Genomic DNA, 21,572 nt, shown 5'->3' on the forward strand with positions numbered 1-21,572 from the left:
ATGCAGATGAAGATGGTAACGGCAAGTGCGGCAGCCGGTGGGGACGAGGCGCGCACGATCGATCAGGCCGTTAGCCCTGACGCGACAGGCGGCCCGAATGCGGTGGTAGACGATACGGTGGCAGGCGATGAAGTTCGATACGATGCGCTGTTCGAGCGGTTCAGTGCCCGACTGCGGGCTCAGGTCGGCCCGGATGTGTTTGCCAGCTGGTTCGGCCGGTTGAAACTGCATTCTTCCTCGAAGAGCGTTATTCGGCTCAGCGTGCCGACGACCTTTCTGAAGTCCTGGATCAACAATCGTTACCTCGATCTGATTACCTCGATTTTCCAGGCGGAAGATGCCAGTATCCTGAAGATTGAAATCCTGGTGCGCAGCGCCAGCCGCAATAGCCGGGCGCCGATTGTCGAAGAGCGGACCGTCGAGCCTTCCCTGTCGTCTTCCCAGAAGCGTCAGGTGCCACAGAGCATTGGCCAGATGGCTCCTGCCATCGCCAATGCCGCAGCGCCGCAGCGCACTCCCGTACAGGGACCGTTGTTCGGATCGCCGCTCGACAGCCGCTATACGTTCGATGGTTTCGTCGAAGGCGCGTCCAACCGAGTTGCGGTTGCCGCCGCCAAGACCATTGCTGAAGCCGGTGCAGGTGCGGTGCGCTTTAATCCGCTGTTCATTCATTCGTCGGTCGGTCTGGGCAAGACGCATTTGCTCCAGGCGATCGCCAATGCAGCCATCCATAGCCCTCGGGCTCCGCGCGTCGTCTATCTGACGGCGGAATATTTTATGTGGCGCTTTGCCACGGCCATCCGCGACAACGATGCTCTGACTTTGAAGGACTCGCTGCGCAATATCGACCTGCTGATCATTGACGACATGCAGTTCCTGCAGGGCAAGACCATCCAGCATGAATTCTGCCATTTGCTGAACATGCTGCTCGACAGCGCCAAGCAGGTCGTCGTCGCCGCCGACCGGGCGCCGTGGGAGCTGGAATCGCTTGACCAGCGGGTTCGCTCGCGTCTGCAAGGCGGCGTTGCCATCGAGATGGAAGCGCCTGATTACGACATGCGTCTCGACATGCTGAAGACAAGATTGGCGCTGGCCAAGAAAGAAGATCCGAGCCTGGAAATTCCAGCCGAGATCATCGCCCATGTCGCACGCAATGTCGCCAGCTCAGGCCGCGATCTGGAAGGCGCGTTCAACCAACTGCTGTTCCGCCGCTCGTTCGAAGCCAATATGACCATTGAGCGTGTCGATGAGCTGTTGGCCCATCTGGTCGGTGCTGCCGAGCAGAAGCGGGTGCGCATCGAGGACATCCAGCGCGTTGTTGCCCGCCATTACAATGTCTCGCGCCAGGAACTGGTGTCCAACCGCCGCACCCGGGTCATCGTCAAGCCGCGCCAGATCGCCATGTATCTGTCCAAGACCCTGACGCCCCGGTCCTTCCCGGAAATCGGCCGTCGTTTCGGTGGCCGCGATCACACCACGGTGCTGCATGCCGTGCGCAAGATCGAGGAACTGATCTCCGGCGACCAGAAATTGTCGCAGGAAATCGAGCTACTGCGCCGCCTGATCAACGAGTAATCGGATCGTCGCCTCGCTTGGCCCCCTATGATTTTTGTAGATCACAGCGCCATTTGTCTTAACGGACGAATGGCGCTGTTTTCTTGTCATTGGCAGAGGGATGGGTTGTAAATCCGCAAGAAACGGGTGGCGACCCTGCTCCAAAAGAGCAATAACCATCTCCGATAAAGAGACATGGTGAGAGGCCGGTTATGCAAAAACAGATGGGTGCCCAGGAATGGGCGATGCTGCTGGTGCTTTCAGTGCTATGGGGCGGCTCCTTCCTGTTTATCGGCATTCTGGTAAAGGTTTGGCCGCCGCTAACCATCGTCACCGCCCGTGTGGCGCTTGCCGCAATGGCGCTGTGGATCATCGTCCGCCTGTCGGGCCAGCCGGTTCCGCGCAGCGCCAAGGTCTGGCTTGCCTTCCTCGGCATGGGCCTTCTCAACAATGTTATCCCCTTCACCCTGATCGTCTGGGGCCAGACCCATATTCCGGTCGGGTTGGCGGCGATTTTCAACGCAACGACGCCGCTGTTCGGCGTCATCATCGCGCATTTTCTGACCATCGATGAGAAGCTGACCGCCAACCGGTTGGCTGGTGTGCTGATCGGGGTTGCGGGTGTGGCGGTTATGATCGGTCCCGCCGTACTCGGACATCTGGGTGCTGATCTCTGGGGCGAATTGGCCGTGATGCTGGCGGCAATTTCCTATGCCTTTGCCGGTCTTTTCGGGCGGCGCTTCAAGGCAATGGGTCTGGCTCCCCTCTTGCCCGCCGCGGGCCAGGTGACGGCGGCAACCGTTGTGCTCCTGCCGATCACGTTGATAGTCGACGCCCCCTGGACCTTGCCCGTTCCCGGTCTCGACAGCATTGCGGCTCTGGTGGGACTGGCATTGCTGTCCACCGCTGTCGGCTATGTGCTGTTTTTCCGGATATTGTCGACGGCTGGTGCCACCAACCTGATGCTGGTCACCATCCTCATTCCCCCCAGCGCCATTCTGCTGGGCGCCCTGGTGCTGGGAGATCAGGTCGCCCCACGCCATCTGGTCGGCATGGTCCTGATCGCGCTCGGGCTTGCCGCCATCGATGGCAGGCTATGGCGTCGGCTTCGCCGGCGGGCAGTCGCCTGACAATCCGGCCCATCCCGCCTCAGACGCTGGCGATTGCAATGATTTCCGGGCTGGTCGGGTCAAAGCTGCGGCCATCCCACCAGCCGAGCATGTCGATGCTCGTGAAGCCGGCCGCCTTGAACAGCTGTTCGATCTTGCCGCTACCAGGGAAACGCAGGCAACTGCGACTGATCCGTTGTTCACCGGTCTCCAGCAGCGTGAAGGTCGCGTCAAAGGTGACATGCTCCCCTTCGGTCCTGTCGACCTGATAGAAAACCTCGACAGAGCCGATACCAGGCACCTGCGCTGTGTTGCGGGTTTTGGCTTCGGTCCATCCTTCCCAAGCGCGCAGCAACGGATTGCGGCTCTCGATGATCATCTGTCCACCCGGCGCAAGATGGCGACGGGCATTGGTGAGTGCCAGAAGGGTTTCTTCATCATCGAGAAAGACCTGAAAGACATGGCCGGTCATGATGATCAGATCGAATTGCTCTCTATCGAGATTGAGATCGAAGGCATTGGCGGCAATCCAGCGCACCAACCCTTCCTTGTCTTTGGCTTTTGCCAGAGCCAACATGCCCGGCGCGGGATCGATCCCTGTCACCTGATGGCCGCGTCTTGCCAGCCTGAGTGTCACCGAGCCTGTGCCGCAGCCGATATCGAGAATTCGGCAGGGCGTTTTTGGATAGGCCTCGTAGAAATCTCCGTCTTCGCCATGAATGTTGAAGCTGTCATAGAAAACGGCCATGTCATGCAGCGCAAAGGCATCATCTACGGGCATTGACGCTTCTCCCTCTATCCTTGCGTCTGTGTATGGTCGCTCAGCAGGCGAGATCCGCCACGACGGCATCCAGAACCAGCATGCCTTTTGGTGTGCAGCGCAGCCGGGAATTGCCGAGACGTTCGATAAATCCGTGTTCCAGTAAAAATTGTTCGCGGACCGGGTCCGGATCGCGGCCGGACAATTGCTGCCAGCGGGCGAGATCGACGCCTTCGCGCAGCCTGAGACCCATCAGCAGCAATTCGTCGGACTGTTCTTCGGAACCCAGCGCGTCCTGGATGACCATGCCGTGGCCGTTCTGTTCTACCGCCGAAAGCCAGGTTTCCGGGTGCTTTTCGGTGGCGGTCGCCAGTTTTTCATGGCCGCGTGTCAGCCGTCCATGGGCGCCAGGGCCAATACCGGCATAATCGCCATAGCGCCAATAGGTCAGGTTGTGACGGCTCTCGGCGCCGGGCCGCGCATGGTTGGAAACCTCATAGGCGGGCAGGCCCTCGCGCTCGGTGATTTCCTGCGTCGCCTCGTAGAGCTGGGCCGCATGTTCCTCATCCGGGGTAATGATCTTGCCAGCCTTGTGCAGGCCAAAGAATGGCGTGCCTTCCTCGATCGTCAGCTGATAGAGCGATAGATGGTCAACCGCATAGGAAATTGCCAGCTTCAGTTCGGCATCCCAATCGGCAATCGTCTGATTGGGACGGGCATAGATCAGGTCGAAGGACATGCGCGGGAAAATCTCGCGTGCCAGCCGGACGGCTTTCAGTGCATCCTCGACCGAATGCATCCGGCCCAGAAATTTCAGATCGGCATCGTTGAGCGCCTGCACACCGAGCGACACTCGGTTGACGCCAGCCGACCGATAGCCGCGAAACCGCTCCGCCTCCACACTGGTCGGATTGGCTTCCATGGTGATCTCGATGCCGCGCGGCACGGTCCAATAGCGGGCGATTCCATCCAGGATGGCGCCGACCGTGGCCGGGTCCATCAGTGAGGGCGTACCGCCACCGAGGAAGACGCTGGTGACGGTCTTGGGGCCGCTCATGGCCCGCATCGTCTCCATTTCCTTCAGGAAGGCTTGCGTGAAGCGCGGCTGGTCGATCTTCTGGTGGCGGACATGGCTGTTGAAGTCACAATAGGGGCATTTGGCCGCGCAGAACGGCCAGTGAATATAGATGCCAAAGCCCGGTTCGCCGGTGTCTGGAAGGAGAAGCGACGTTGGCTCGGCCATAAATCCTCAGGCGTTCAGGCAGGTTTCGACGAAGAGCTTGAAAGCGCGCGCCCGGTGCGACAACGCTTGCGCATCGCCCGGCTTCCAGCCGTGTTTTTCTTCCGAGGTCATTTCGCCGAACGTGGTCGAAAATCCTTCTGGCTGGAAGATCGGATCGTATCCGAAGCCGGAGGTGCCGCGGGGCGGCCAGGCGACCACACCTTCCACTTCACCTCGGAAAAACTCGGTATGGCCATCGGGCCAGCCCAGACAAAGCACGCTGACAAAACGAGCCGTCCGGCTCTTAAGTGTTGCCGCGCCTTTTTCCTGCAAGGCATGCTCGACCTTTTCCATGGCCATAGCGAAATCGCGGCTGCCATCCTCGCGTTCGGCCCAATTGGCGGTATAGACGCCCGGCGCGCCATCCAAGGCATCGATGACCAGACCGGAATCGTCTGACAGCGCCGGCAGGCCGGAGGCTTTTGCCGAAGCCAGTGCCTTGATGGCAGCGTTTTCTTCGAATGTCGTGCCGGTTTCGTCCGGCTCAATGAAGCCGAGTTCCTTGGCCGATTTTGCAGCAAAGCCGAAGGGGCCGATCAGGTCGGCAATTTCAGCGATCTTGCCGGCATTGTGGCTGGCGACGACAATGGTTCTGGTCTCGAGTTTGCGCATCATCCGATCCTATTCAATCTGCCAAAGCCGGGCTTCGGCGCATTCCAGACTATTGCCCGCTGGGTCGCGGAAATAAATCGAACGCGCACCATTCGGCCAGAGAAAATCAGCCTCAATGGCGACGCCATGGCTCAACAGCCGTGACGCCATGCCATCCATTGCCGCACCGTCCATCCGAAAGCAGGCATGACCTGGCCCGACGGCACCATGGGCTGGTACTGGCAGAGCGTCGGGCTCTGCGGGCTTGACGGTTTCCGCTGCATTAAACAGCAGCAGAACGCCCGGCCCACAGCGCAGGAACAGATGACGCCCCGGCTGGGTGACGATCACCTCAAGGCCGAGCAGGCCGGCATAGAAACGCTCTGCCGCGTCGAGATCATCGACATACAGTGAGGTTTCCAGAATGCCTTCAATGCTTGTGGCCATGGTGATGCTCTCTTTATCCGGCAATCGCCTGTTTTTGCAGGTCCACCAATTCGGCAATGCCGGTCTGGGCAAGGCCGAGCAGGGTCAGGAATTCTTCCTGGCTGAACGGCTTGCCTTCGGCGGTGCCCTGGATTTCGACAATACCGCCGGTGCCGGTCATAACGAAATTGGCGTCGGTTTCGGCGGCAGAGTCCTCCAGGTAATCCAGGTCGATGACCGGCTGGGCGGCGAAAATACCGCAGGAAATCGCCGCGACATGATCCTTCAGCACCCGGTCTACCTTGATGATATTGCGCGATTCCATCCATTTCAGGCAATCGTGCAAGGCAATCCATGCGCCGGTAATCGAGGCTGTGCGCGTGCCGCCGTCGGCCTGGATCACGTCGCAATCAAGCGAGATCTGCCGTTCGCCCAAGGCTTCCAGATCGACCACGGCGCGCAGCGAACGGCCGATCAGCCGCTGAATTTCCTGGGTGCGGCCGCTCTGCTTGCCGGAAGACGCTTCACGCTTCATCCGCTCGCCAGTGGCGCGCGGCAGCATGCCGTATTCCGCCGTCACCCAGCCTTTGCCGGTATTGCGCAGCCAGGGCGGGGTGCGATCTTCAAGGCTTGCCGTGCACAGGACATGGGTATCGCCAAACTTGACGAGACAAGAGCCTTCGGCATGTTTGGAAAAATTGCGCTCGAACGATATCTTGCGCATCTGGTCGGTTTTTCTGCCTGAAGGTCGCATTCCCGTCTCCTCGGTCGAGCAGTCACTGGTTGGCACGCCAACCTCTGTCCGCTTATTTTTGTTTCAATGCCTGTCCGGGGCCGGTCTTGGTCCGGTCTGGCCCGGACATTTGCCCGGAAGATGCCAGCCCTGCGTGGCGTCCTGGCTGCCTTCTACGAGTGGTTTGACGGTTTTGCAAAGGAAAAGCCGGTATGGTGCGCTCAAACCGGCGCTTCCTCACCAAAAGCCGTTGTGATTGGTCAATCAGCAGCTATATTAAGGATAGGTGCAGCAGCAAACATGAGCGAAATGGGGAGAAACCCAATTACCGCAGGCGATGTGTCAATGGCACTGGATGAGCGATCCAGGGAGATTTTTCGCCGCATCGTCGAGACCTATCTGGAATCCGGTGAACCGCTTGGCTCGCGCAATCTGTCGCGCATTCTGCCGATGTCTTTGTCGCCCGCCTCCGTGCGCAATGTGATGAGCGACCTGGAAGAACTGGGTCTGATCTATTCCCCCCATATCAGCGCCGGGCGCTTGCCGACCCAGACGGGGTTGAGGTTCTTCGTCGATGCCTTCATGCAGGTCGGTCGCCTGTCGGAGGAGGAGCGCGGCTCGATTGAGCGGCAGATGCGCTCCTCGGAAGACCAGCCGATGGAGACGCTCTACAACGAAGCCAGCCGTATGCTGTCTGGCCTGTCGCGTGGTGCGGGCCTGGTGGTGGCGGCGAAATCTGATCCGGTGCTGAAGCATGTCGAATTCATCCGTCTGGAGCCGACCAAGGCACTGGCAGTGCTGGTCGGCGAGTTTAACCAGGTCGAAAACCGGATCATTGAACTCCCGGCGGGCATCACCGCCTCGCAACTGACCGAGGCTGCCAATTTCCTCAATGCGCATCTGTCCGGCCAGACGCTGCATGAAGTGCGTGGCCAGCTCGTCCAGTTGAAGGATCAGGTGGCCAGCGAGCTGGATGTCCTCTCGCAGGATCTTGTGCAGCGTGGGCTGGCGGTCTGGTCCGGTGGCGAGGGCGACAAGCCGACCCGGCTGATCGTGCGCGGCCGCGCCAATCTGCTGGAAGGTCTGGCTGGCGTCGAGGATGTTGATCGGCTGCGGCTGTTGTTTGATGACCTGGAGCGCAAGGAAAGCCTGATCGAGATCCTCAATCTGGCGGAAAGCGGGCCGGGAGTTCGAATTTTCATTGGTTCGGAGAACAAGTTGTTTTCGCTCTCCGGGTCGTCACTGATCGTCGCGCCCTACCGCGACGGCGACGACCGGATCGTCGGGGCCGTCGGCGTGATCGGTCCGACCCGCCTCAATTATTCCCGCATCGTGCCGATGGTGGATTACACCGCCCAGGTGATGGCCAAGATGACCCGCAGCGGCCACTGACCTTGGCAACACCGCATGAGATCATCACTCTACCCTTGATTTTTTGCCGCCGAACCCTGATATCGGGGCCGGACGAGAAACAGTATTTCGGAGAACGTCATGACCGACGAAACAGCTAAAAACGGACCTGACGCTGCCGCAGACGCGCAGATTGAACCCCAGGTACAGGAAGAGACCAATTCGACCGCTGAGGATGCCGGGCAGGATAATGACCCGACAGCAGCCCTGCAGGCTGAAAATGCAGAGTTGCGTGATCGCTTCCTGCGTCTGGCGGCTGAAATGGACAACCTGCGCCGCCGCACCGAGCGCGATGTCAAGGACGCCAAGTCCTATGCGGTAACCGCTTTTGCCCGTGACATGCTGGCCGTGTCCGACAATCTGCGACGCGCCATCGACGCTGTCCCTGATGAAGCCAAGGAGGAGGCGCAAGCCGGCCTGACGGCCTTGATCGAAGGTGTCGAGATGACCGAGCGGGCGATGTTGTCGACGCTCGAGCGCCATGGTGTCCGCAAGATCGAGCCGGAAGGTCAGAAATTCGATCCGAACTTCCATCAGGCGATGTTCGAGATCCCCAATCCGCAAGTTCCCAACAATACGGTCGTGCAGGTCGTGCAGCCCGGCTACACCATTGGCGACCGGGTCCTGCGTCCGGCTATGGTTGGCGTTGCCAAGGGTGGCCCTAAGGCAGAGGCGGCGCAGGCTTCCGATGCGGAAAGCAAGGCCTGACCCTTTCTTTTACTGGAAAAAGAAAAAGCGCTGCGCAGTGATGCGCGGCGCTTTTTGCGTAATACCATACGTTAAATAGAAAGCGGTCAGGCTGCGTTCGAGGCCTGGTCCTGGTTCAGGAATGTATAGATGGCGGTGGCGCTATCGCTGGCGCGCAGCTTGGCAACCAGGTCCTGATCGCGAAGCACGCGGGCAATGCGTGATAAGGCTTTCAGATGATCGGCACCGGCCCCTTCGGGCGCCAGAAGCAGGAAGACCAGATCCACGGGCTGCTCGTCCAGTGCTTCAAAATCGATTGGCGTTTCCAGACGGGCGAAGACGCCTTGAATGGTGGAAATGCTGGTCAGCTTGCCATGAGGAATGGCAATGCCATTGCCGACGCCGGTAGAACCGAGCTTTTCCCGTTGCAAAATGACGTCAAAGATTTCCCGTTCGGGAATACCGATCAGTTTTGAGGCTTTGGCAGCCAGTTCCTGGAGAAGTTGTTTCTTGGAATTGACCCTGAGGACGGGCAATATCGCATCTTGCTGTAGCAAATCTGCCAAGGCCATTTCGAAAAATCCTTATACCCGCCGACACATGAAGGGGAAAGCGGTGGTCGGCCACCGCTTTCCGAGGGCGTGTCAGCCCTTGATTGCGGCGGAATCTATCCAACCAATATTACCGTCATTGCGGCGATAGACAATGTTCAGCTCGTCCTTGCCAGGGCTGCGGAACAGCACAATGGGCTCATCCGTCATATCCAGCGCCATGACAGCGGTGGCCACGGACATGGTTTTGACCTTCTTGGTGCTTTCGGCCACGATGGTCGGGGCGAAATCCTCCGGCACATCCTCATCGTCTTCTGAAACCGGGTCCATGACCGTATAGCCAATTTCGATATTATTGGCCGGGACGTGATGGTCCTTCAGCTTGCGCTTGTAGCGCCGCAGGCGCTTTTCGATCCGCTCTGCAGCGGTGTCGAAGGCGACTTGCGGGTCGACGGCAGTGCCGGTTGCATGCAGGTTGATACCGGTATCGAGATGCAGGGCGCAGTCTGCGGAAAACCGCGAGGCTGATTTTGTCACCGTGACCTGACTGGAATACCCTCCGTCAAAGTATTTGCTTACGGCGTCAGTGATCTGGACTTCTATCCGTTGCCGGAAAGATTCGCCGATTTCCATATGTTTGCCGGTTACGCGTACACTCATGGAGTTTCCCTTCTTATCGTGATTTGCAGGGGGAGTTTACGCCAAGCGCGGGGCGCATCCAAGCGTTTCCATAGTCCAAGATAAAAGCTCGACCATATGCCGGGGCAATTTATCCTATCGGGCCGGGCCAAAGCGGAGAGTCTGTCCGTTCAGGCCTGGAACAACCCGCATGTCAAGGGCGGACTGGGGTGAAAAAATCGTGCAGGATAAGACTAAGTCTCTGATTTTGTACATGTCACTATCCCAAAATCGTTCCCGTGTTTTGGCGGTATCCTCTAATTGGCGCGGGCGCCAATGTCAATGTTTTGTTAAGGATTATTGCAAAGAGCTGATATCAGCTCGCATTCCGCGCCAGGGCGCGCTTTTCCCGACGCCTCTGGACGGAGGAGGCGATGTTCATCGCTTCGCGATATTTGGCAACCGTGCGGCGGGCAAGCTCGACACCGCCGTTTTTCAGGCTTTCGACAATATCGTCGTCTGAGAGGATATTGTCCGGGCTCTCCTGGGCAATCAACATGCGGATACGATGACGAACCGCCTCAGCCGAATGGCTGTCGCCGCCCTCTGCCGAGCCGATGGAGACGCTGAAGAAATATTTCAGCTCAAACAGTCCACGCGGTGTCAGCATATATTTGTTGGATGTGACGCGGCTGACGGTGGATTCGTGCATCTTGATCGCGTCGGCCACGGTCTTCAGGTTCAGCGGACGGAGATGATCGACGCCATGGCGCAGGAAGGCGTCCTGCTGGCGTATGATTTCGGTTGCCACCTTCATGATGGTCTTGGCGCGCTGGTCGAGGCTGCGGGTCAGCCAATTGGCGGTTTGCAGGCAATCCGTCAAGAAAGCCTGCTCGCCCTCGGCCTTGCTCTGGCCGGTTTTGCCATTGCCACTTTGGCCATTGGCATTCTTCATGGCGCCTTCCCGCAGGCTGCTGCGGCGGATCTCTGTGAAATAGGCATTGTTGACCAGCACGCGCGGCAGGGTTTCCGCGTTCAATTCCACCAGCCAGCCACCTTCGAGCGAGGGCGCCACCAGAATATCGGGCACGACTGTTTCCAGTGCATCGGTTTCGAAACCGGCGCCCGGCTTGGGATTGAGCTTGCGGATTTCGGCCAGCATGTCGAGCAGGTCTTCCTCATCCACGCCGCATAACCGCTTCAAGCTGGCAAAATCACGCTTGGCCAGATAATCCAGATTGTCGATCAATGCGGCCATGGCTGGATCCAGCCGGTCGCGCTGGCGCAGTTGAATGGCCAGGCATTCGCCAAGATTGCGTGCAAACAGGCCAGCGGGCTCCATGGTCTGAAGGGCTGCCAGGATCCGTTCCATATCGTCTTGGGACGCCCCCATCTGGGTGGCGACCTCATCCATGTCGGCACGCAGATATCCGGCCTCGTCCAACTGGTCGATCAGGGCCAGCGCAATCATCCGATCCGATGCGGAAGAGAGGACGAAAGGCAATTGCTGGCCGAGGTGGTCGCGCAGCGAGACCTTACCAGCGACGAAATCGTCCAGGTCATAGCCCTCGCCATCTCCCTGGGCGCCGGGCATCGATTTCCACTGGCCAAGCATTTCGGGTGCATCGGTCTTCGGGTTGGCGCCATCATCGGAAAAGGCCGTGCCGAAATTGGCGTCCAGACGCTCGTTCAGATCGCCATCGCCACCATGTTCATACCAGTCACTCTGCAATGTATCGGAGGAGGCTGGTGCTGGCGGGGCTTCGCTATCCGTGCCTAGCTCGCTGCTGCCTGTTCCTTCGTCATTTGGCGCAAATTCAAGCAGTGGATTCTTCTCGACCTCTTGCGCAATGAATTGCACAAGCTCGAAATGGGTCATTTGGAGCAGCTGAATCGATTGCATCAGCTGCGGCGTCATCACCAGCGACTGGTTTTGGCGAAGGAAAAGATTGGCTGATAGGGCCATGGCGGACGAAAAACTCCCCTACTATTCCCTCTCGGACCCCTTTTGTTCCTGTTTTGGATTTTCCGAAGTTCCAAGTGGCCCAAAAATTGCTTTTTTATAAGGTTTGGTCAAGCCGCAGAGGGGCTTCCGACGCAAATAACCTGAAAACGCCAGGCTCTTTGCGGCACAGATGCCGTTTTCACTACAGCATCCCATCGAATTGCGCGTGTTAGAGGCTGAATTTCTCGCCAAGATAGAGGCGCCGCACATCGGGATTGTTGACGATGTCGTCGGCCCGTCCATGCGTCAACACTTCACCTGCATGGATGATATAGGCGCGGTCGATCAGGCCCAGCGTTTCGCGGACGTTATGATCGGTGATCAGCACGCCGATACCGCGTGCCGTCAGATGCCGCACGAGGTTCTGGATATCAGACACGGAGATCGGATCGACGCCGGCGAAAGGCTCATCCAGCAGCATGAAGGTCGGGTCGGTTGCCAGCGCCCGGGCGATTTCCAGGCGCCGCCGTTCGCCACCCGACAAGGAGACGGCTGCGGCTTTGCGCAGTTTCTCGATGTTGAATTCGGCGAGAAGCTCGTTCAGTTTCTGCTCGCGCTTGGTCTTGTCGCTCTCATGCAGTTCCAGAACGGCGCGGATATTGTCCTCGACCGAAAGGCCCCGGAAAATCGAGGCTTCCTGCGGCAGATAGCCGACACCCAGCCGGGAGCGGCGGTACATTGGCATCGAGGTCACGTCATTGCCGTTGATGGCGATCGTGCCCATGTCGACCGGCACGAGGCCGGTAATCATGTAGAAACAGGTGGTCTTGCCAGCGCCATTGGGACCCAGAAGGCCGACAGCCTCCCCCCTGCGCACGACGAGCGAAGCGCCATTGACCACGCGGCGGGTATTATAGGTTTTCGTCAGCCCATGGGCGATCAGCGTACCTTCGTACCTGTTCTTCTCGCGCACTGCGTCTGATGGCGCGGCGGCGCTCGCGTCCTGATGCTTGGATGTCAAACCGGGAACTTTCACGTTTGCGTTCGCAATCAGGGTTTCTGCTTGGACTTGGGATCCAGCTGGATTTGCACGCGCTTGCCACAGCTGTCGAGCTTGGCTTCGCCCGTCGTCATGTGGACGGTGAGCTTGCAGCCGACGAACACATTGCCGCCTTCCGACAGAACGACCTTGTCGCCATCAAGCGTGAAGATCTGGGTGTTCATGTCGAAATGGCCCCTGTCGGCCGTGGCCTGCTGGGTTTCGGTATTGAGCACGACATTGTCGGCCACATCGATCGTATCGATCTTGGCGTCGCCGCTGGTCACCGCCGCGCCCTGGCCCTTATATTTCACCACCATCGTGCCGGAACGCATCGTGGTGGTTCCCTGAACCACCTTCACATTGCCGTTGAAATTGGCTTTGTTCTCTTGCTGATGCACTTCCAATGCATCGCTTTCGATCTGGATCGGCTTGTCGCCGGACAGTTTCAGGCTGTTCATGTTGCTGGTGGCGGACTGGGCAAACGCGCCGGTTGCGGCTGCGGTCGCGACAAGGCCTGCGGTCAGCGTGGCGCAAGCAACGCGGAAGGAAAGGCGACGGTGGCTTTGCGTCATGATCTGTTCTCAGTTGCCCGGTTTCTGCAGGGCGGTCGGTGCGATATTCAATCGGACCGCGCCCGTCAGCGTGATTGTCTGTCCCTTATCGGTCATATCCATCGACTGTGCAACGATTGATGAATCTTTCGTCTTGATGGAGACCGGTTGATTTGTCTTAAGCTTTCCCGCTTTCACGTCAAGATCGGCGGATTGAAACTCTGCGTCCACGCCGCTGGAGAGGTGGATCGTGAAGGGCCTGTCCAGCACCATCTTGTCGGAAGAGCGGTCATAGGTGCCCCTTTGTGCCTTGATATCGGCGGAGGTGTCATCATTGACCGGCATGGTCGCGGTAATCGTTTCCAGGGTGATGAGGTTGGGGTTCTTGATATCTTGCAGTGCTCGCACGGCATTCATCGAATAGGGCGCACCATTGGAATTGCGCCCGGATATGGCCGGCTTGGCCATGACCACCTTGCCATCCTCGATCTTGGCGCCCTCGATCTTGATATTGTCAGGCAGATAGGCCCTGACGACGGAGACAGCAACAAAGCCGAGCGAGAGCACGACAGCCAAAGCCGGCAAGGCGATACGCAGCCGCCTGACGCGATGCGAGTGGCCGACCGCCTTGCGATAGGAGGTGTCGGGGGCAGGTGGGCGCGGCTCTAGGGCACCTTTATCTAAACGCTTGAGCATGCTCGATAATCCGTAGAGCCGATCGGTTATTTTGTCACCCGTCTGCCGGGTGAACCGCTTCCAGCTACCATTCAATACAGTTACTGGCTCGAAATATGGATTTTTTCAAGTCTCTTACAAGCTTTCCGCCTGCGCCTTTTTGTGGGACAGCGGCGCTATCCCTCGTCTTTTGCCGATGCTCGACCCGCAATAATCTCCGTGCGGAGATCTGTCTCGTGCATGCCGGATGCTGTGAGTGTAGGTCATTTTTCAGTTGCGTTCGACGATTTTACAATCCGAATTGGCTCACATTGGGCCGGGGATATGAAATCGTCAGCGACATGTGGGCTTAAGCGATTGATTAATCCAATTTTTTATGGTGTTTTACACCCGAACAAGCTGGCGGTCGTTGCTCTGCCGCTTTTAAGGCGGGCTGGGCCCCGCGAACTGATTTTCAGTGAACTGTCTAGACCGAACAGGGGGTTAACGTGATCAAATCCGAGCTGGTGCAAATCGTTGCGGCCCGCAATCCGCATCTTTATCACCGCGACGTGGAAAACATCGTCAACGCCGTTCTGGATGAAATCACCGATGCGCTCGCGTCCGGCAATCGTGTCGAATTGCGTGGCTTCGGCGCTTTTTCGGTGAAAAACCGCCCCTCGCGGACCGGACGCAATCCTCGTACGGGTGATACGGTTTTCGTCGAGGAAAAATGGGTGCCGTTTTTCAAGACCGGCAAGGAGTTGCGCGAGCGCCTCAATCCCGGCATGGACGACGAGGATGACGGCGACGCCGACTGATCGGATCTTCAGCCGTTCGGCGTTGCATTCCGGCGTGTCGTGACGCTGCAAATGATATCGGGCGAATTATCCGGGCCGGCCTTGCATGAGCCCGGCCCCTTTCCATATGATGACGCAATTCGTGGTGAAGAGGCCGTTGGACTGTGAGTTGCAGGGTTGTCGGTTTTTCGTCGTGATGACAGTAATCGGCAACGATAAAACCCGGCGGCGGCAAGATCCGGCAGGAGATGCGTGATGGTGGTCAAAAAGATTTTCAATATCGTCATTCTGGTGCCGCTGGCGGTGGTGCTGATCGTGCTGTGCGTTGCCAATCGGCAATGGGTGACGCTGGCGCTTAATCCATTCCGCCCTGATGACCAGATGCTGTCGGCTGGCGCGCCCTTCTTTGTCTTCCTGCTGATCACTTTTTTGCTTGGCGCTTTGGCAGGCAGCTTTGCCACCTGGCTGACCCAGGGCAAGCACCGCAAACGCGCCCGGCATGAGGCGCGTGCTGCGGTAAAATGGCGTGGCGAGGCCGATCAGCAGAAGAAGCGAGCCGAGCAGATTGCGGCATCCGGTCACGTGAGCCAGTTGCCATCGCCTTGACGCTAGAGTTCTAATGGCTGCTGGAGCTTTACCTGCTCACCACCCTTTTCTCCGCGCCGTTTGAATGATAAAGGCCCGCAGCCTTTGCCGCGCAGGATTTATGTTTTCGATGTCGAGCATAATTTGCGCGGGCAACTGACTGCATAATTCCTTACATCGGACCGATGTGAGGAATTATGGCTAGAGCCAATACCACGCCTGAACCGGAGACGGCCAGGAGACCATGACGTCGTTATGAAGCGTTACCATAGAACCGCGCGAGCAATTCCAGGCTCGTCGTGGGGGCAGGGCGCTGTCATCGGAAAGCCGAGCCGATTGTGAAAGACAAATCCCGCCGACCACCCAGCAAGAGTGCTCCCGGCACGGCTTCCGCCGGCAAGGGGCGTTCCTCGTCTCGCCCCGCCGCATCTCTCCCAGCCAAGTCTCACCCCGATCGCAATGGGGGAAGCCCTTATCGTGGTACTGGGCAAAAGCCGGTGCGCAATCAGCCGGGAACGGATGCTCGGGAAACGGCAAGGGTTTCTGCACCATCGCCCCGCATGGAAAAAGATCCTGTGCAGGATGCGGCAGTACCCGCCAATGCGCCGTTGGCGCTTCGCCCAGGCCCGATGCCCCGCGAGAACCTGCCGCTCATTCTGGAATCGATGGGGGCTGGCGATTTTCATCTGATTGACAGTGGCCATGGTCTGAAACTCGAACAATACGGCCCCTATCGGATTGTTCGCCCCGAAGCACAGGCCCTGTGGCCGCCGGGCCTCGCTCCGCATGTTTGGGAAAAAGCCGATGCGGTGTTCTCCGGCGATACCGACGAGGATGGCATGGGCCGCTGGCGCTTTCCGCGCGAGGCGCTGGGCGAAACCTGGCCATTGTCGCTGCTGGGCGTCGATTTTCTCGGGCGCTTCACGTCTTTCCGCCATGTCGGCGTCTTTCCCGAACAGATCGCCCATTGGACCTGGATGAAAGACCGGGTTGAGAAAGCCAGGATTGCGAACGCAGAGCGGCCTTTGAGGGTGCTCAATCTTTTCGGCTATACCGGCGTCGCCTCGCTGGTTGCGGCGGCGGCTGGTGCCGAAGTCACCCATGTGGATGCATCGAAGAAAGCAATCGGTTGGGCGCGGGAAAACCAGACGCTCAGCCGGCTCGACCGCGCTCCGATCCGATGGATCTGCGACGATGCCATGAAGTTTATCCAACGGGAAGAGCGGCGCGGCAGCCAGTATGACATCATCCTCACCGACCCGCCAAAATTTGGCCGTGGTCCGAACGGCGAGGTCTGGCATCTGTTCGAACATCTGCCGCTGATGCTGTCGCTGTGCCGGGAAATCCTGTCGCCGAAGGCCGAAGGCCTGGTGCTGACGGCCTATTCAATCCGCGCCAGCTTCTACGCTATCCATGAATTGATGCGGGAGACCATGCGCGGCAAGGGCGGTCTGGTCGAGTCCGGCGAACTGGTCCTGCGCGAGGCAGGGCTGGATGGCAAGACACCTGGACGGGCCTTGTCCACATCGCTGTTCAGCAGATGGGTTCCAAAATGAGCAACGGTTTCAAGGACGGCGCCAGCAGCTTCGCCGATAAGGGGATGCAGGGCAAGGTCGGGCAGGTGAAGGAAGTCACCAGCCTCGCCAACCCGATCGTCAAGGATATCAAGGCGCTTTCCCAGAAAAAGACCCGCGACGAGACACGGACGTTTCTGGCCGAAGGCCTGAAGCTGGTGATCGATGCGGTGGAACTGGGCTGGAGCCTGCGCTACCTGATCTATTCCAAGGCAGCCAAGGGCAAGCCCCAGGTGGAACGGATCGCGGCGCGCACTGTCGCCCATGGCGGCATGGTGCTTGAGGTCAGCGAAAAGGTCATGGCCTCCATTACTCGCAAGGACAATCCGCAAATGGTGGCGGGTGTGTTCGACCAGCGCTGGAAGGCGCTGAAGGATGTCAGCCTGACAGAGGGGGAAACCTGGGTGGCGCTCGACCGGGTGCGCGATCCCGGCAATCTCGGCACGATTATCCGCACCGCCGATGCGGCGGGCGCCTCTGGCGTCATGCTGATTGGCGACAGCACCGATCCCTTTGCCATGGAAACGGTGCGCGCCACGATGGGTTCGATTTTCGCGCTACCGCTGGTCAAGACCACGGTTGCCGATTTTCTCGGTTGGAAGTCGAAAGCTGGTGTCAGCGTCGTCGCCACCCATTTGGCCGGCGCGGTGGATTACCGCACCGTGGATTACAAACGCCGCCCTGTCGTGGTGCTGATGGGCAACGAGCAATCGGGCCTGCCGGAAGAATTGGCCAGCCGGGCCGACATGCTGGCGCGCATCCCTCAGGCTGGATTGGCCGATTCCCTCAATCTCGCTGTAGCGACCGGCGTCATGCTGTTTGAAGCCCGGCGCCATCTTCTCACCCTCGACGAGGCCAAATGACCCGTTCCGCTGCATTGTTTTGTCGCCCGGTTCCGGCAATCCTGTTCATTCTGGCGCTGCTGATCCTGGACCAGGCGATCAAATATGCGGTTGAGGTCAGCTTGCCCATGCATGAACTCGTGCCTGTTGTGCCGATGCTTGGCCTGTTTCGCACCCACAATCTCGGCGTGGCCTTTTCCATGCTTTCACATCTCGATGCCTGGGTCATCGTCGTCATGCGGCTTGCCATCGTCGCTTTTGTCGCCTGGCTCTGGCGTCAGACCAGCCGCGATCACCAGTTTGCGCATCTGGGTTATTGCCTGATCATTGCCGGCGCTTTCGGTAACATCATCGACCGCTTCACTTACGGCTATGTGGTGGACTATATTCTGTTTCATACTGAGACATGGTCGTTTGCGGTCTTCAACCTGGCCGATAGCCTGATTACGATCGGGGCCGGCTTCATCCTGCTGGAAGAACTGCTGGTTCTGCGCCGCTCAAAAGGGTAGAGGCGAAATTTCCCGCTCGACCACGACGAACTAGTGATGGAAATTTTCCACAAAAGGTGTAGCATGGCATGAAACAAGATTGCTCACATGCTGTGAGCCGCTCGCCCCAAGCGGTTTTTTCACACGGCATTGAGGGTCGGTTTACCGAGATTGAACGTGGTGTGCCGGTCGTAACAAAACATTGACGGGGCTTTGCTACTGCATAATTCATCAAATCGGCCTTGGTTTAATGACAAAGTTATGCAGCGGATTTGAAGCACCATAGCGTACCTGACGTTTCTTGCAGGATGCTGGTGGTGTGGCCAGATAAATGTCGTGATCTTGGTGGGCGCACCGGATGACGGATGATGGAAAACACCGAATTGGTGGGTTTCGCCTCCTCTTCCGAAAGGCTTTGCCGGACAGCTGCCGGAGTAGGCGCAGATGCTATCGAAGACGCAGAGCCCTGTCCTCCCATCCATAGCGAGTGCGGAACTGGTGCGCACGCGTCTGCTTGCCACCGTCAGTCATGAAATGCGCACGCCGCTGAACGGCATTCTCGGCATGAGCCATCTGCTGAGCCGAACCGATCTGTCCCCAGAGCAGCGCAATTATCTTTCCGGCATCGTGCAAGCGGGCGAATCCCTACAACAATTGATTGCTGACCTTCTTGATTATACGACCCTTGAAACTGGCCATTTCGAACTTCACAATCAACGTGTTTCCCCCAGACGTCTGATCGAAGGCGTGGTCGAGATGTTGTCACCGCGCGCCCATGCCAAGGGCATCGAGATCGCCGCGACGACACAGTCCGGCGTTCCCGAGGAAGTCGATATCGATGTCGCTCGGCTGCGGCAGGTCCTGTTCAATGTCATCGGCAATGCGGTAAAATTCACCGTCGAGGGCGGAGTGCTGGTCTCGGCTAGCTGCATTGGCGACGAATTGGTGGTGCGGGTCCGCGACACTGGCCCTGGCATGACGGAAGAGGAACGCACCCGTCTGTTCGTGGAGTTTTCGCAAGGCGGAGATCCAGTGCAGCGCAGTGGCGGCACGGGTCTTGGCCTGTTCATTTCCCAGCGGTTGATGATGGCGCTCGGCGGTTCTCTGTCGATTATTGAAACCGTGCGCGGACGGGGAACGTCGTTCGAGATCCGCTTGCCAACCAAGGCGATTGCGCAGGATCGAACCGTTTCCCAGCGACAGTCGCTGTTGTCAGGGTCCAGCGTCCTGCTATTGGCCCCCGATGGTCCGGCGGCTGAAGGCGCGTCCATGACTATTCGCACGCTTGGCGGGTTTTGCCATTGGGCAAAGAAAACCGAAGAGGCGCTTGACCTTTTGGATCGGGTCGAGAGGCAGGATGCGACGCTGACGGATCTGATCGTCGATCATCGCTGCATTTCCGATTACGATGCCAATCTCGCCAGACGGCTGTCCGGCCTTGGAAAAATTCGGCGCATCTATCTGGTCAATCCGGAAGAGCGGCCTGTGCGGCCGCTGACCGGTTTCGATGCCTGGCTGATCCGACCGCTGCGTGAGCAAACCTTGAGCGACGTGCTGCGGGGTTTGATGAGTGGTGTGGATGCGGCCCATGTCGATGAGCAGGATGCCGATGTTTCCCATGCAGATGTCCTGCTGCCGGGGGAAGGCGTGGAGCCGGGCAAACAGGTCCCTGATGTGCTGAATGTTCTGGTCGGAGAGGACGATTTCGTTAATGCAACCCTGTTGCGGGCCGTTTTGCAGAAAGCTGGCCATATGGTCGGCGTGGTCAATGATTTCGATGCCCTGCGGCGTGAAGTGGCTTTGGAAGAGGCGGTCAAACTGGACCTGATCATTACCGATCTCGGCATGCCCGGCGGTGATGGCAGCTCAGTTCTGCGCTATGTGCGGATGATCGAGCAACTGAAACGCCGCCCGCGCTGCCCCATCCTGGTCTTGACCGGCGATCTCAGGGATGCTGCCCGGGCCGAGGCGCTGACCAGCGGCGCGGATCTGGTCTTGCAGAAGCCGGTCAATCCCGAGCGCCTGCTGAATGAAATTGCCTCGTTGATGAAAACACATCGTACAAAACTGTACGGCTAGATTCCGGGAAAGTTTCCTATTATTATCCTGGAGTTTCCATTGATTTTATGGGAAAAATCGCCATAAAAATCGCAAACAGCGTATCCTGTGTCAACATCTTGTCGCATATCCGTGTTTAACAGGTCATGTTTGAACAGAGCCGGATGAACCGCCATGACAGTCGAACTTCTTGATCGTGCAGTCACACCTGAAACGGAGCGTTCCTCCGGTGCGGTGTCCGGACCTGCTGGTGATGTGCTGGGCCGGATCGGTACGCTGGAAACCAGGCTTGCCCGCAACGCACGCGAGATCGATGCGGCCCAGGCGGTGCGCTACCGGGTGTTCGTCGAAGAGATGAATGCCATGCTGCCGCCCGATGCGATGCGGCAGAAGCGCGATATCGATGCGTTTGATGAGATCTGCGACCACCTTCTGGTGCTAGACCACGCTATCGAGGGCGATCCGGAAGATCAGATCGTCGGCACCTATCGGCTGTTGCGCCATGAAGTGGCGCTGGCCAATTTCGGCTTCTATTCCGCCTCGGAATTTGCGCTGGACGATCTCATCGCCCGCCATCCCGACAAGCGTTTCATGGAGCTTGGCCGCTCCTGCGTCCTGCCGAATTATCGCACCAAGCGGACAGTGGAATTGCTCTGGCAAGGAAACTGGGCCTATGCGTTGCGCCACAATATGAGCGCGATGATCGGCTGCGCCTCTTTCCCGGGCGTGCAGCCAGAACAGCATGCGCTGGCTCTGTCCTTTCTGGCGCAAAATGCCGAAGCCCGCGGTGAATGGGCGGTTCGCGCCCGCCCGGAACTGTTCTGCCCCATGGACCTTATGCCATCTGAAATCGTCAATGCCCGCAAGGCGCTGTCCGCCATGCCGCCTTTGGTCAAGGGTTATCTGCGCCTAGGCGCGATGATCGGCACCGGTGCCGTGGTCGACCATGCCTTCAACACCACCGATGTGTTGATCGTCCTGCCAATCACCAGCATTTCCGATCGCTACGTGAATTATTACGGTGCCGATGCCGGGCGGTTCGCGAGCTAGGCTATATTAGGAAAGCCGATCCCGGCTTTCTCGAAAAGATCGCTTTCAATAAAAGAAGCTGGTAACTGTCTGGTTCAGGTTGAATCTGGTACCTTCTGTGGAAGTTGTCTGTTTGCTGAAACGCAGGACGCTGTAGATTTTGCCAGCGATTCATCGTTTGGCATTTCCAGTGGTTGCTCGGGCGGGATGACGAGGTCGGCCAATTGCCGTTGCGATAGACCCACCAAATCTGGATGCAGAAGTGGATCTTTGCTCACCGCGC

22 protein-coding genes are annotated in these 21,572 nt (G+C 58.5%); 11 read left to right on the forward strand and 11 right to left on the reverse strand.

Annotation, left to right across the window (positions count from 1 at the left end; all coding sequences use genetic code 11):
• The gene (gene dnaA, locus G6L01_RS00005; RefSeq protein ID WP_081343967.1) at positions 1–1,575 is read left to right on the forward strand and encodes a chromosomal replication initiator protein DnaA; all 1,575 of its coding nucleotides are present in this window, start codon (positions 1–3) and stop codon (positions 1,573–1,575) included.
• 191 nt (positions 1,576–1,766) lie between these two features.
• Positions 1,767–2,684, forward strand: coding sequence for a DMT family transporter (locus G6L01_RS00010; protein WP_234892399.1), 918 nt, complete (start codon positions 1,767–1,769; stop codon positions 2,682–2,684).
• Between the two features lie 19 nt (positions 2,685–2,703).
• Here G6L01_RS00010 and G6L01_RS00015 read toward each other — a convergent pair whose 3' ends face one another.
• The 5 genes from G6L01_RS00015 to rph are packed head-to-tail and all read right to left on the reverse strand — an operon-like array spanning position 2,704 to position 6,476.
• Positions 2,704–3,444 carry a class I SAM-dependent methyltransferase gene (locus G6L01_RS00015; protein WP_070163767.1) on the reverse strand — a complete coding sequence of 247 codons (741 nt, stop codon included), beginning with the start codon at positions 3,442–3,444 and terminating at the stop codon, positions 2,704–2,706.
• 40 nt (positions 3,445–3,484) lie between these two features.
• The gene (gene hemW / locus G6L01_RS00020; RefSeq protein ID WP_070163765.1) at positions 3,485–4,666 is read right to left on the reverse strand and encodes a radical SAM family heme chaperone HemW; all 1,182 of its coding nucleotides are present in this window, start codon (positions 4,664–4,666) and stop codon (positions 3,485–3,487) included.
• A 6-nt stretch (positions 4,667–4,672) separates the two neighbouring features.
• Positions 4,673–5,317, reverse strand: a complete 645-nt coding sequence (gene rdgB, locus G6L01_RS00025; protein WP_070164034.1) for an RdgB/HAM1 family non-canonical purine NTP pyrophosphatase — start codon at positions 5,315–5,317, stop codon at positions 4,673–4,675.
• 9 nt (positions 5,318–5,326) lie between these two features.
• Complete coding sequence (locus G6L01_RS00030) at positions 5,327–5,743, reverse strand: VOC family protein (protein WP_070164035.1); 417 nt, start codon at positions 5,741–5,743, stop codon at positions 5,327–5,329.
• Positions 5,744–5,756: 13 nt separating this feature from the next.
• Positions 5,757–6,476: a ribonuclease PH gene (rph, locus tag G6L01_RS00035; protein ID WP_060719646.1), complete on the reverse strand. Its 720-nt coding sequence runs from the start codon at positions 6,474–6,476 to the stop codon at positions 5,757–5,759.
• Between the two features lie 288 nt (positions 6,477–6,764).
• Here rph and hrcA point away from each other — a divergent pair, with 288 nt between their 5' ends.
• Together hrcA and grpE are read left to right on the forward strand one after the other, a co-directional pair.
• The gene (gene hrcA, locus G6L01_RS00040) at positions 6,765–7,847 is read left to right on the forward strand and encodes a heat-inducible transcriptional repressor HrcA (RefSeq protein WP_070164033.1); all 1,083 of its coding nucleotides are present in this window, start codon (positions 6,765–6,767) and stop codon (positions 7,845–7,847) included.
• A 99-nt stretch (positions 7,848–7,946) separates the two neighbouring features.
• Complete coding sequence (grpE, locus tag G6L01_RS00045) at positions 7,947–8,573, forward strand: nucleotide exchange factor GrpE (RefSeq protein ID WP_070163763.1); 627 nt, start codon at positions 7,947–7,949, stop codon at positions 8,571–8,573.
• An 86-nt stretch (positions 8,574–8,659) separates the two neighbouring features.
• Here grpE and ptsN read toward each other — a convergent pair whose 3' ends face one another.
• From ptsN to lptC, 6 genes are all read right to left on the reverse strand, one after another.
• Positions 8,660–9,124, reverse strand: a complete 465-nt coding sequence (ptsN, locus tag G6L01_RS00050) for a PTS IIA-like nitrogen regulatory protein PtsN (protein ID WP_012654808.1) — start codon at positions 9,122–9,124, stop codon at positions 8,660–8,662.
• 72 nt (positions 9,125–9,196) lie between these two features.
• A complete protein-coding gene (gene hpf, locus G6L01_RS00055) occupies positions 9,197–9,763 on the reverse strand; it encodes a ribosome hibernation-promoting factor, HPF/YfiA family (protein WP_070163761.1) in 567 nt (188 codons plus the stop codon).
• Positions 9,764–10,097: 334 nt separating this feature from the next.
• A complete protein-coding gene (gene rpoN, locus G6L01_RS00060) occupies positions 10,098–11,687 on the reverse strand; it encodes an RNA polymerase factor sigma-54 (RefSeq protein WP_070163759.1) in 1,590 nt (529 codons plus the stop codon).
• Positions 11,688–11,895: 208 nt separating this feature from the next.
• Positions 11,896–12,687, reverse strand: coding sequence for an LPS export ABC transporter ATP-binding protein (gene lptB / locus G6L01_RS00065; RefSeq protein WP_139190170.1), 792 nt, complete (start codon positions 12,685–12,687; stop codon positions 11,896–11,898).
• Positions 12,688–12,716: 29 nt separating this feature from the next.
• Complete coding sequence (locus G6L01_RS00070; protein ID WP_060719642.1) at positions 12,717–13,280, reverse strand: LptA/OstA family protein; 564 nt, start codon at positions 13,278–13,280, stop codon at positions 12,717–12,719.
• 9 nt (positions 13,281–13,289) lie between these two features.
• Positions 13,290–13,955: an LPS export ABC transporter periplasmic protein LptC gene (lptC, locus tag G6L01_RS00075; protein WP_070164032.1), complete on the reverse strand. Its 666-nt coding sequence runs from the start codon at positions 13,953–13,955 to the stop codon at positions 13,290–13,292.
• Positions 13,956–14,422: 467 nt separating this feature from the next.
• Between lptC and G6L01_RS00080 the strand changes: the two genes are divergently transcribed.
• The 7 genes from G6L01_RS00080 to olsB all read left to right on the forward strand — a co-directional run bounded on the left by G6L01_RS00080 (position 14,423) and on the right by olsB (position 21,310).
• Positions 14,423–14,734: an integration host factor subunit beta gene (locus tag G6L01_RS00080; protein WP_012654814.1), complete on the forward strand. Its 312-nt coding sequence runs from the start codon at positions 14,423–14,425 to the stop codon at positions 14,732–14,734.
• Positions 14,735–14,971: 237 nt separating this feature from the next.
• Entirely contained in the window at positions 14,972–15,319 is a 348-nt protein-coding gene (locus tag G6L01_RS00085; RefSeq protein WP_041697404.1) for a LapA family protein, read from the forward strand.
• Between the two features lie 317 nt (positions 15,320–15,636).
• Entirely contained in the window at positions 15,637–16,854 is a 1,218-nt protein-coding gene (locus tag G6L01_RS00090; RefSeq protein WP_070163755.1) for a class I SAM-dependent methyltransferase, read from the forward strand.
• On the forward strand, positions 16,851–17,735 hold the full coding sequence (locus G6L01_RS00095; RefSeq protein ID WP_070163753.1) for a TrmH family RNA methyltransferase: 885 nt from the start codon (positions 16,851–16,853) through the stop codon (positions 17,733–17,735). The genes G6L01_RS00090 and G6L01_RS00095 overlap by 4 nt, the downstream gene beginning before the upstream one ends.
• On the forward strand, positions 17,732–18,223 hold the full coding sequence (gene lspA / locus G6L01_RS00100) for a signal peptidase II (RefSeq protein WP_070163752.1): 492 nt from the start codon (positions 17,732–17,734) through the stop codon (positions 18,221–18,223). The genes G6L01_RS00095 and lspA overlap by 4 nt, the downstream gene beginning before the upstream one ends.
• A gap of 423 nt (positions 18,224–18,646) precedes the next feature.
• Positions 18,647–20,281 (forward strand): hybrid sensor histidine kinase/response regulator, encoded by a 1,635-nt coding sequence (locus tag G6L01_RS00105; protein ID WP_081343965.1) that lies wholly within the window; start codon positions 18,647–18,649, stop codon positions 20,279–20,281.
• 153 nt (positions 20,282–20,434) lie between these two features.
• Entirely contained in the window at positions 20,435–21,310 is an 876-nt protein-coding gene (gene olsB / locus G6L01_RS00110; protein WP_012654820.1) for a l-ornithine N(alpha)-acyltransferase, read from the forward strand.
• Positions 21,311–21,572: the final 262 nt, after the last annotated feature.

It is taken from the genome of Agrobacterium vitis, assembly GCF_013337045.2.
In the GTDB taxonomy this organism is placed as follows: Bacteria; Pseudomonadota; Alphaproteobacteria; order Rhizobiales; family Rhizobiaceae; genus Allorhizobium; species Allorhizobium vitis_B.

Excerpts from the sequence above, each read along its gene's own strand:
- olsB (WP_012654820.1), top strand. The coding sequence starts at position 20,435 with ATGACAGTCGAACTTCTTGATCGTGCAGTCACACCTGAAACGGAGCGT.
- lptC (WP_070164032.1), bottom strand. The coding sequence starts at position 13,955 with ATGCTCAAGCGTTTAGATAAAGGTGCCCTAGAGCCGCGCCCACCTGCC.
- G6L01_RS00070 (WP_060719642.1), bottom strand. The coding sequence starts at position 13,280 with ATGACGCAAAGCCACCGTCGCCTTTCCTTCCGCGTTGCTTGCGCCACG.
- hrcA (WP_070164033.1), top strand. The coding sequence starts at position 6,765 with ATGGGGAGAAACCCAATTACCGCAGGCGATGTGTCAATGGCACTGGAT.
- G6L01_RS00030 (WP_070164035.1), bottom strand. The coding sequence starts at position 5,743 with ATGGCCACAAGCATTGAAGGCATTCTGGAAACCTCACTGTATGTCGAT.
- ptsN (WP_012654808.1), bottom strand. The coding sequence starts at position 9,124 with ATGGCCTTGGCAGATTTGCTACAGCAAGATGCGATATTGCCCGTCCTC.
- rpoN (WP_070163759.1), bottom strand. The coding sequence starts at position 11,687 with ATGGCCCTATCAGCCAATCTTTTCCTTCGCCAAAACCAGTCGCTGGTG.
- hpf (WP_070163761.1), bottom strand. The coding sequence starts at position 9,763 with ATGAGTGTACGCGTAACCGGCAAACATATGGAAATCGGCGAATCTTTC.
- G6L01_RS00105 (WP_081343965.1), top strand. The coding sequence starts at position 18,647 with ATGCTATCGAAGACGCAGAGCCCTGTCCTCCCATCCATAGCGAGTGCG.
- rdgB (WP_070164034.1), bottom strand. The coding sequence starts at position 5,317 with ATGCGCAAACTCGAGACCAGAACCATTGTCGTCGCCAGCCACAATGCC.
- G6L01_RS00010 (WP_234892399.1), top strand. The coding sequence starts at position 1,767 with ATGCAAAAACAGATGGGTGCCCAGGAATGGGCGATGCTGCTGGTGCTT.
- dnaA (WP_081343967.1), top strand. The coding sequence starts at position 1 with ATGCAGATGAAGATGGTAACGGCAAGTGCGGCAGCCGGTGGGGACGAG.
- rph (WP_060719646.1), bottom strand. The coding sequence starts at position 6,476 with ATGCGACCTTCAGGCAGAAAAACCGACCAGATGCGCAAGATATCGTTC.
- G6L01_RS00015 (WP_070163767.1), bottom strand. The coding sequence starts at position 3,444 with ATGCCCGTAGATGATGCCTTTGCGCTGCATGACATGGCCGTTTTCTAT.
- G6L01_RS00095 (WP_070163753.1), top strand. The coding sequence starts at position 16,851 with ATGAGCAACGGTTTCAAGGACGGCGCCAGCAGCTTCGCCGATAAGGGG.
- grpE (WP_070163763.1), top strand. The coding sequence starts at position 7,947 with ATGACCGACGAAACAGCTAAAAACGGACCTGACGCTGCCGCAGACGCG.
- hemW (WP_070163765.1), bottom strand. The coding sequence starts at position 4,666 with ATGGCCGAGCCAACGTCGCTTCTCCTTCCAGACACCGGCGAACCGGGC.
- lspA (WP_070163752.1), top strand. The coding sequence starts at position 17,732 with ATGACCCGTTCCGCTGCATTGTTTTGTCGCCCGGTTCCGGCAATCCTG.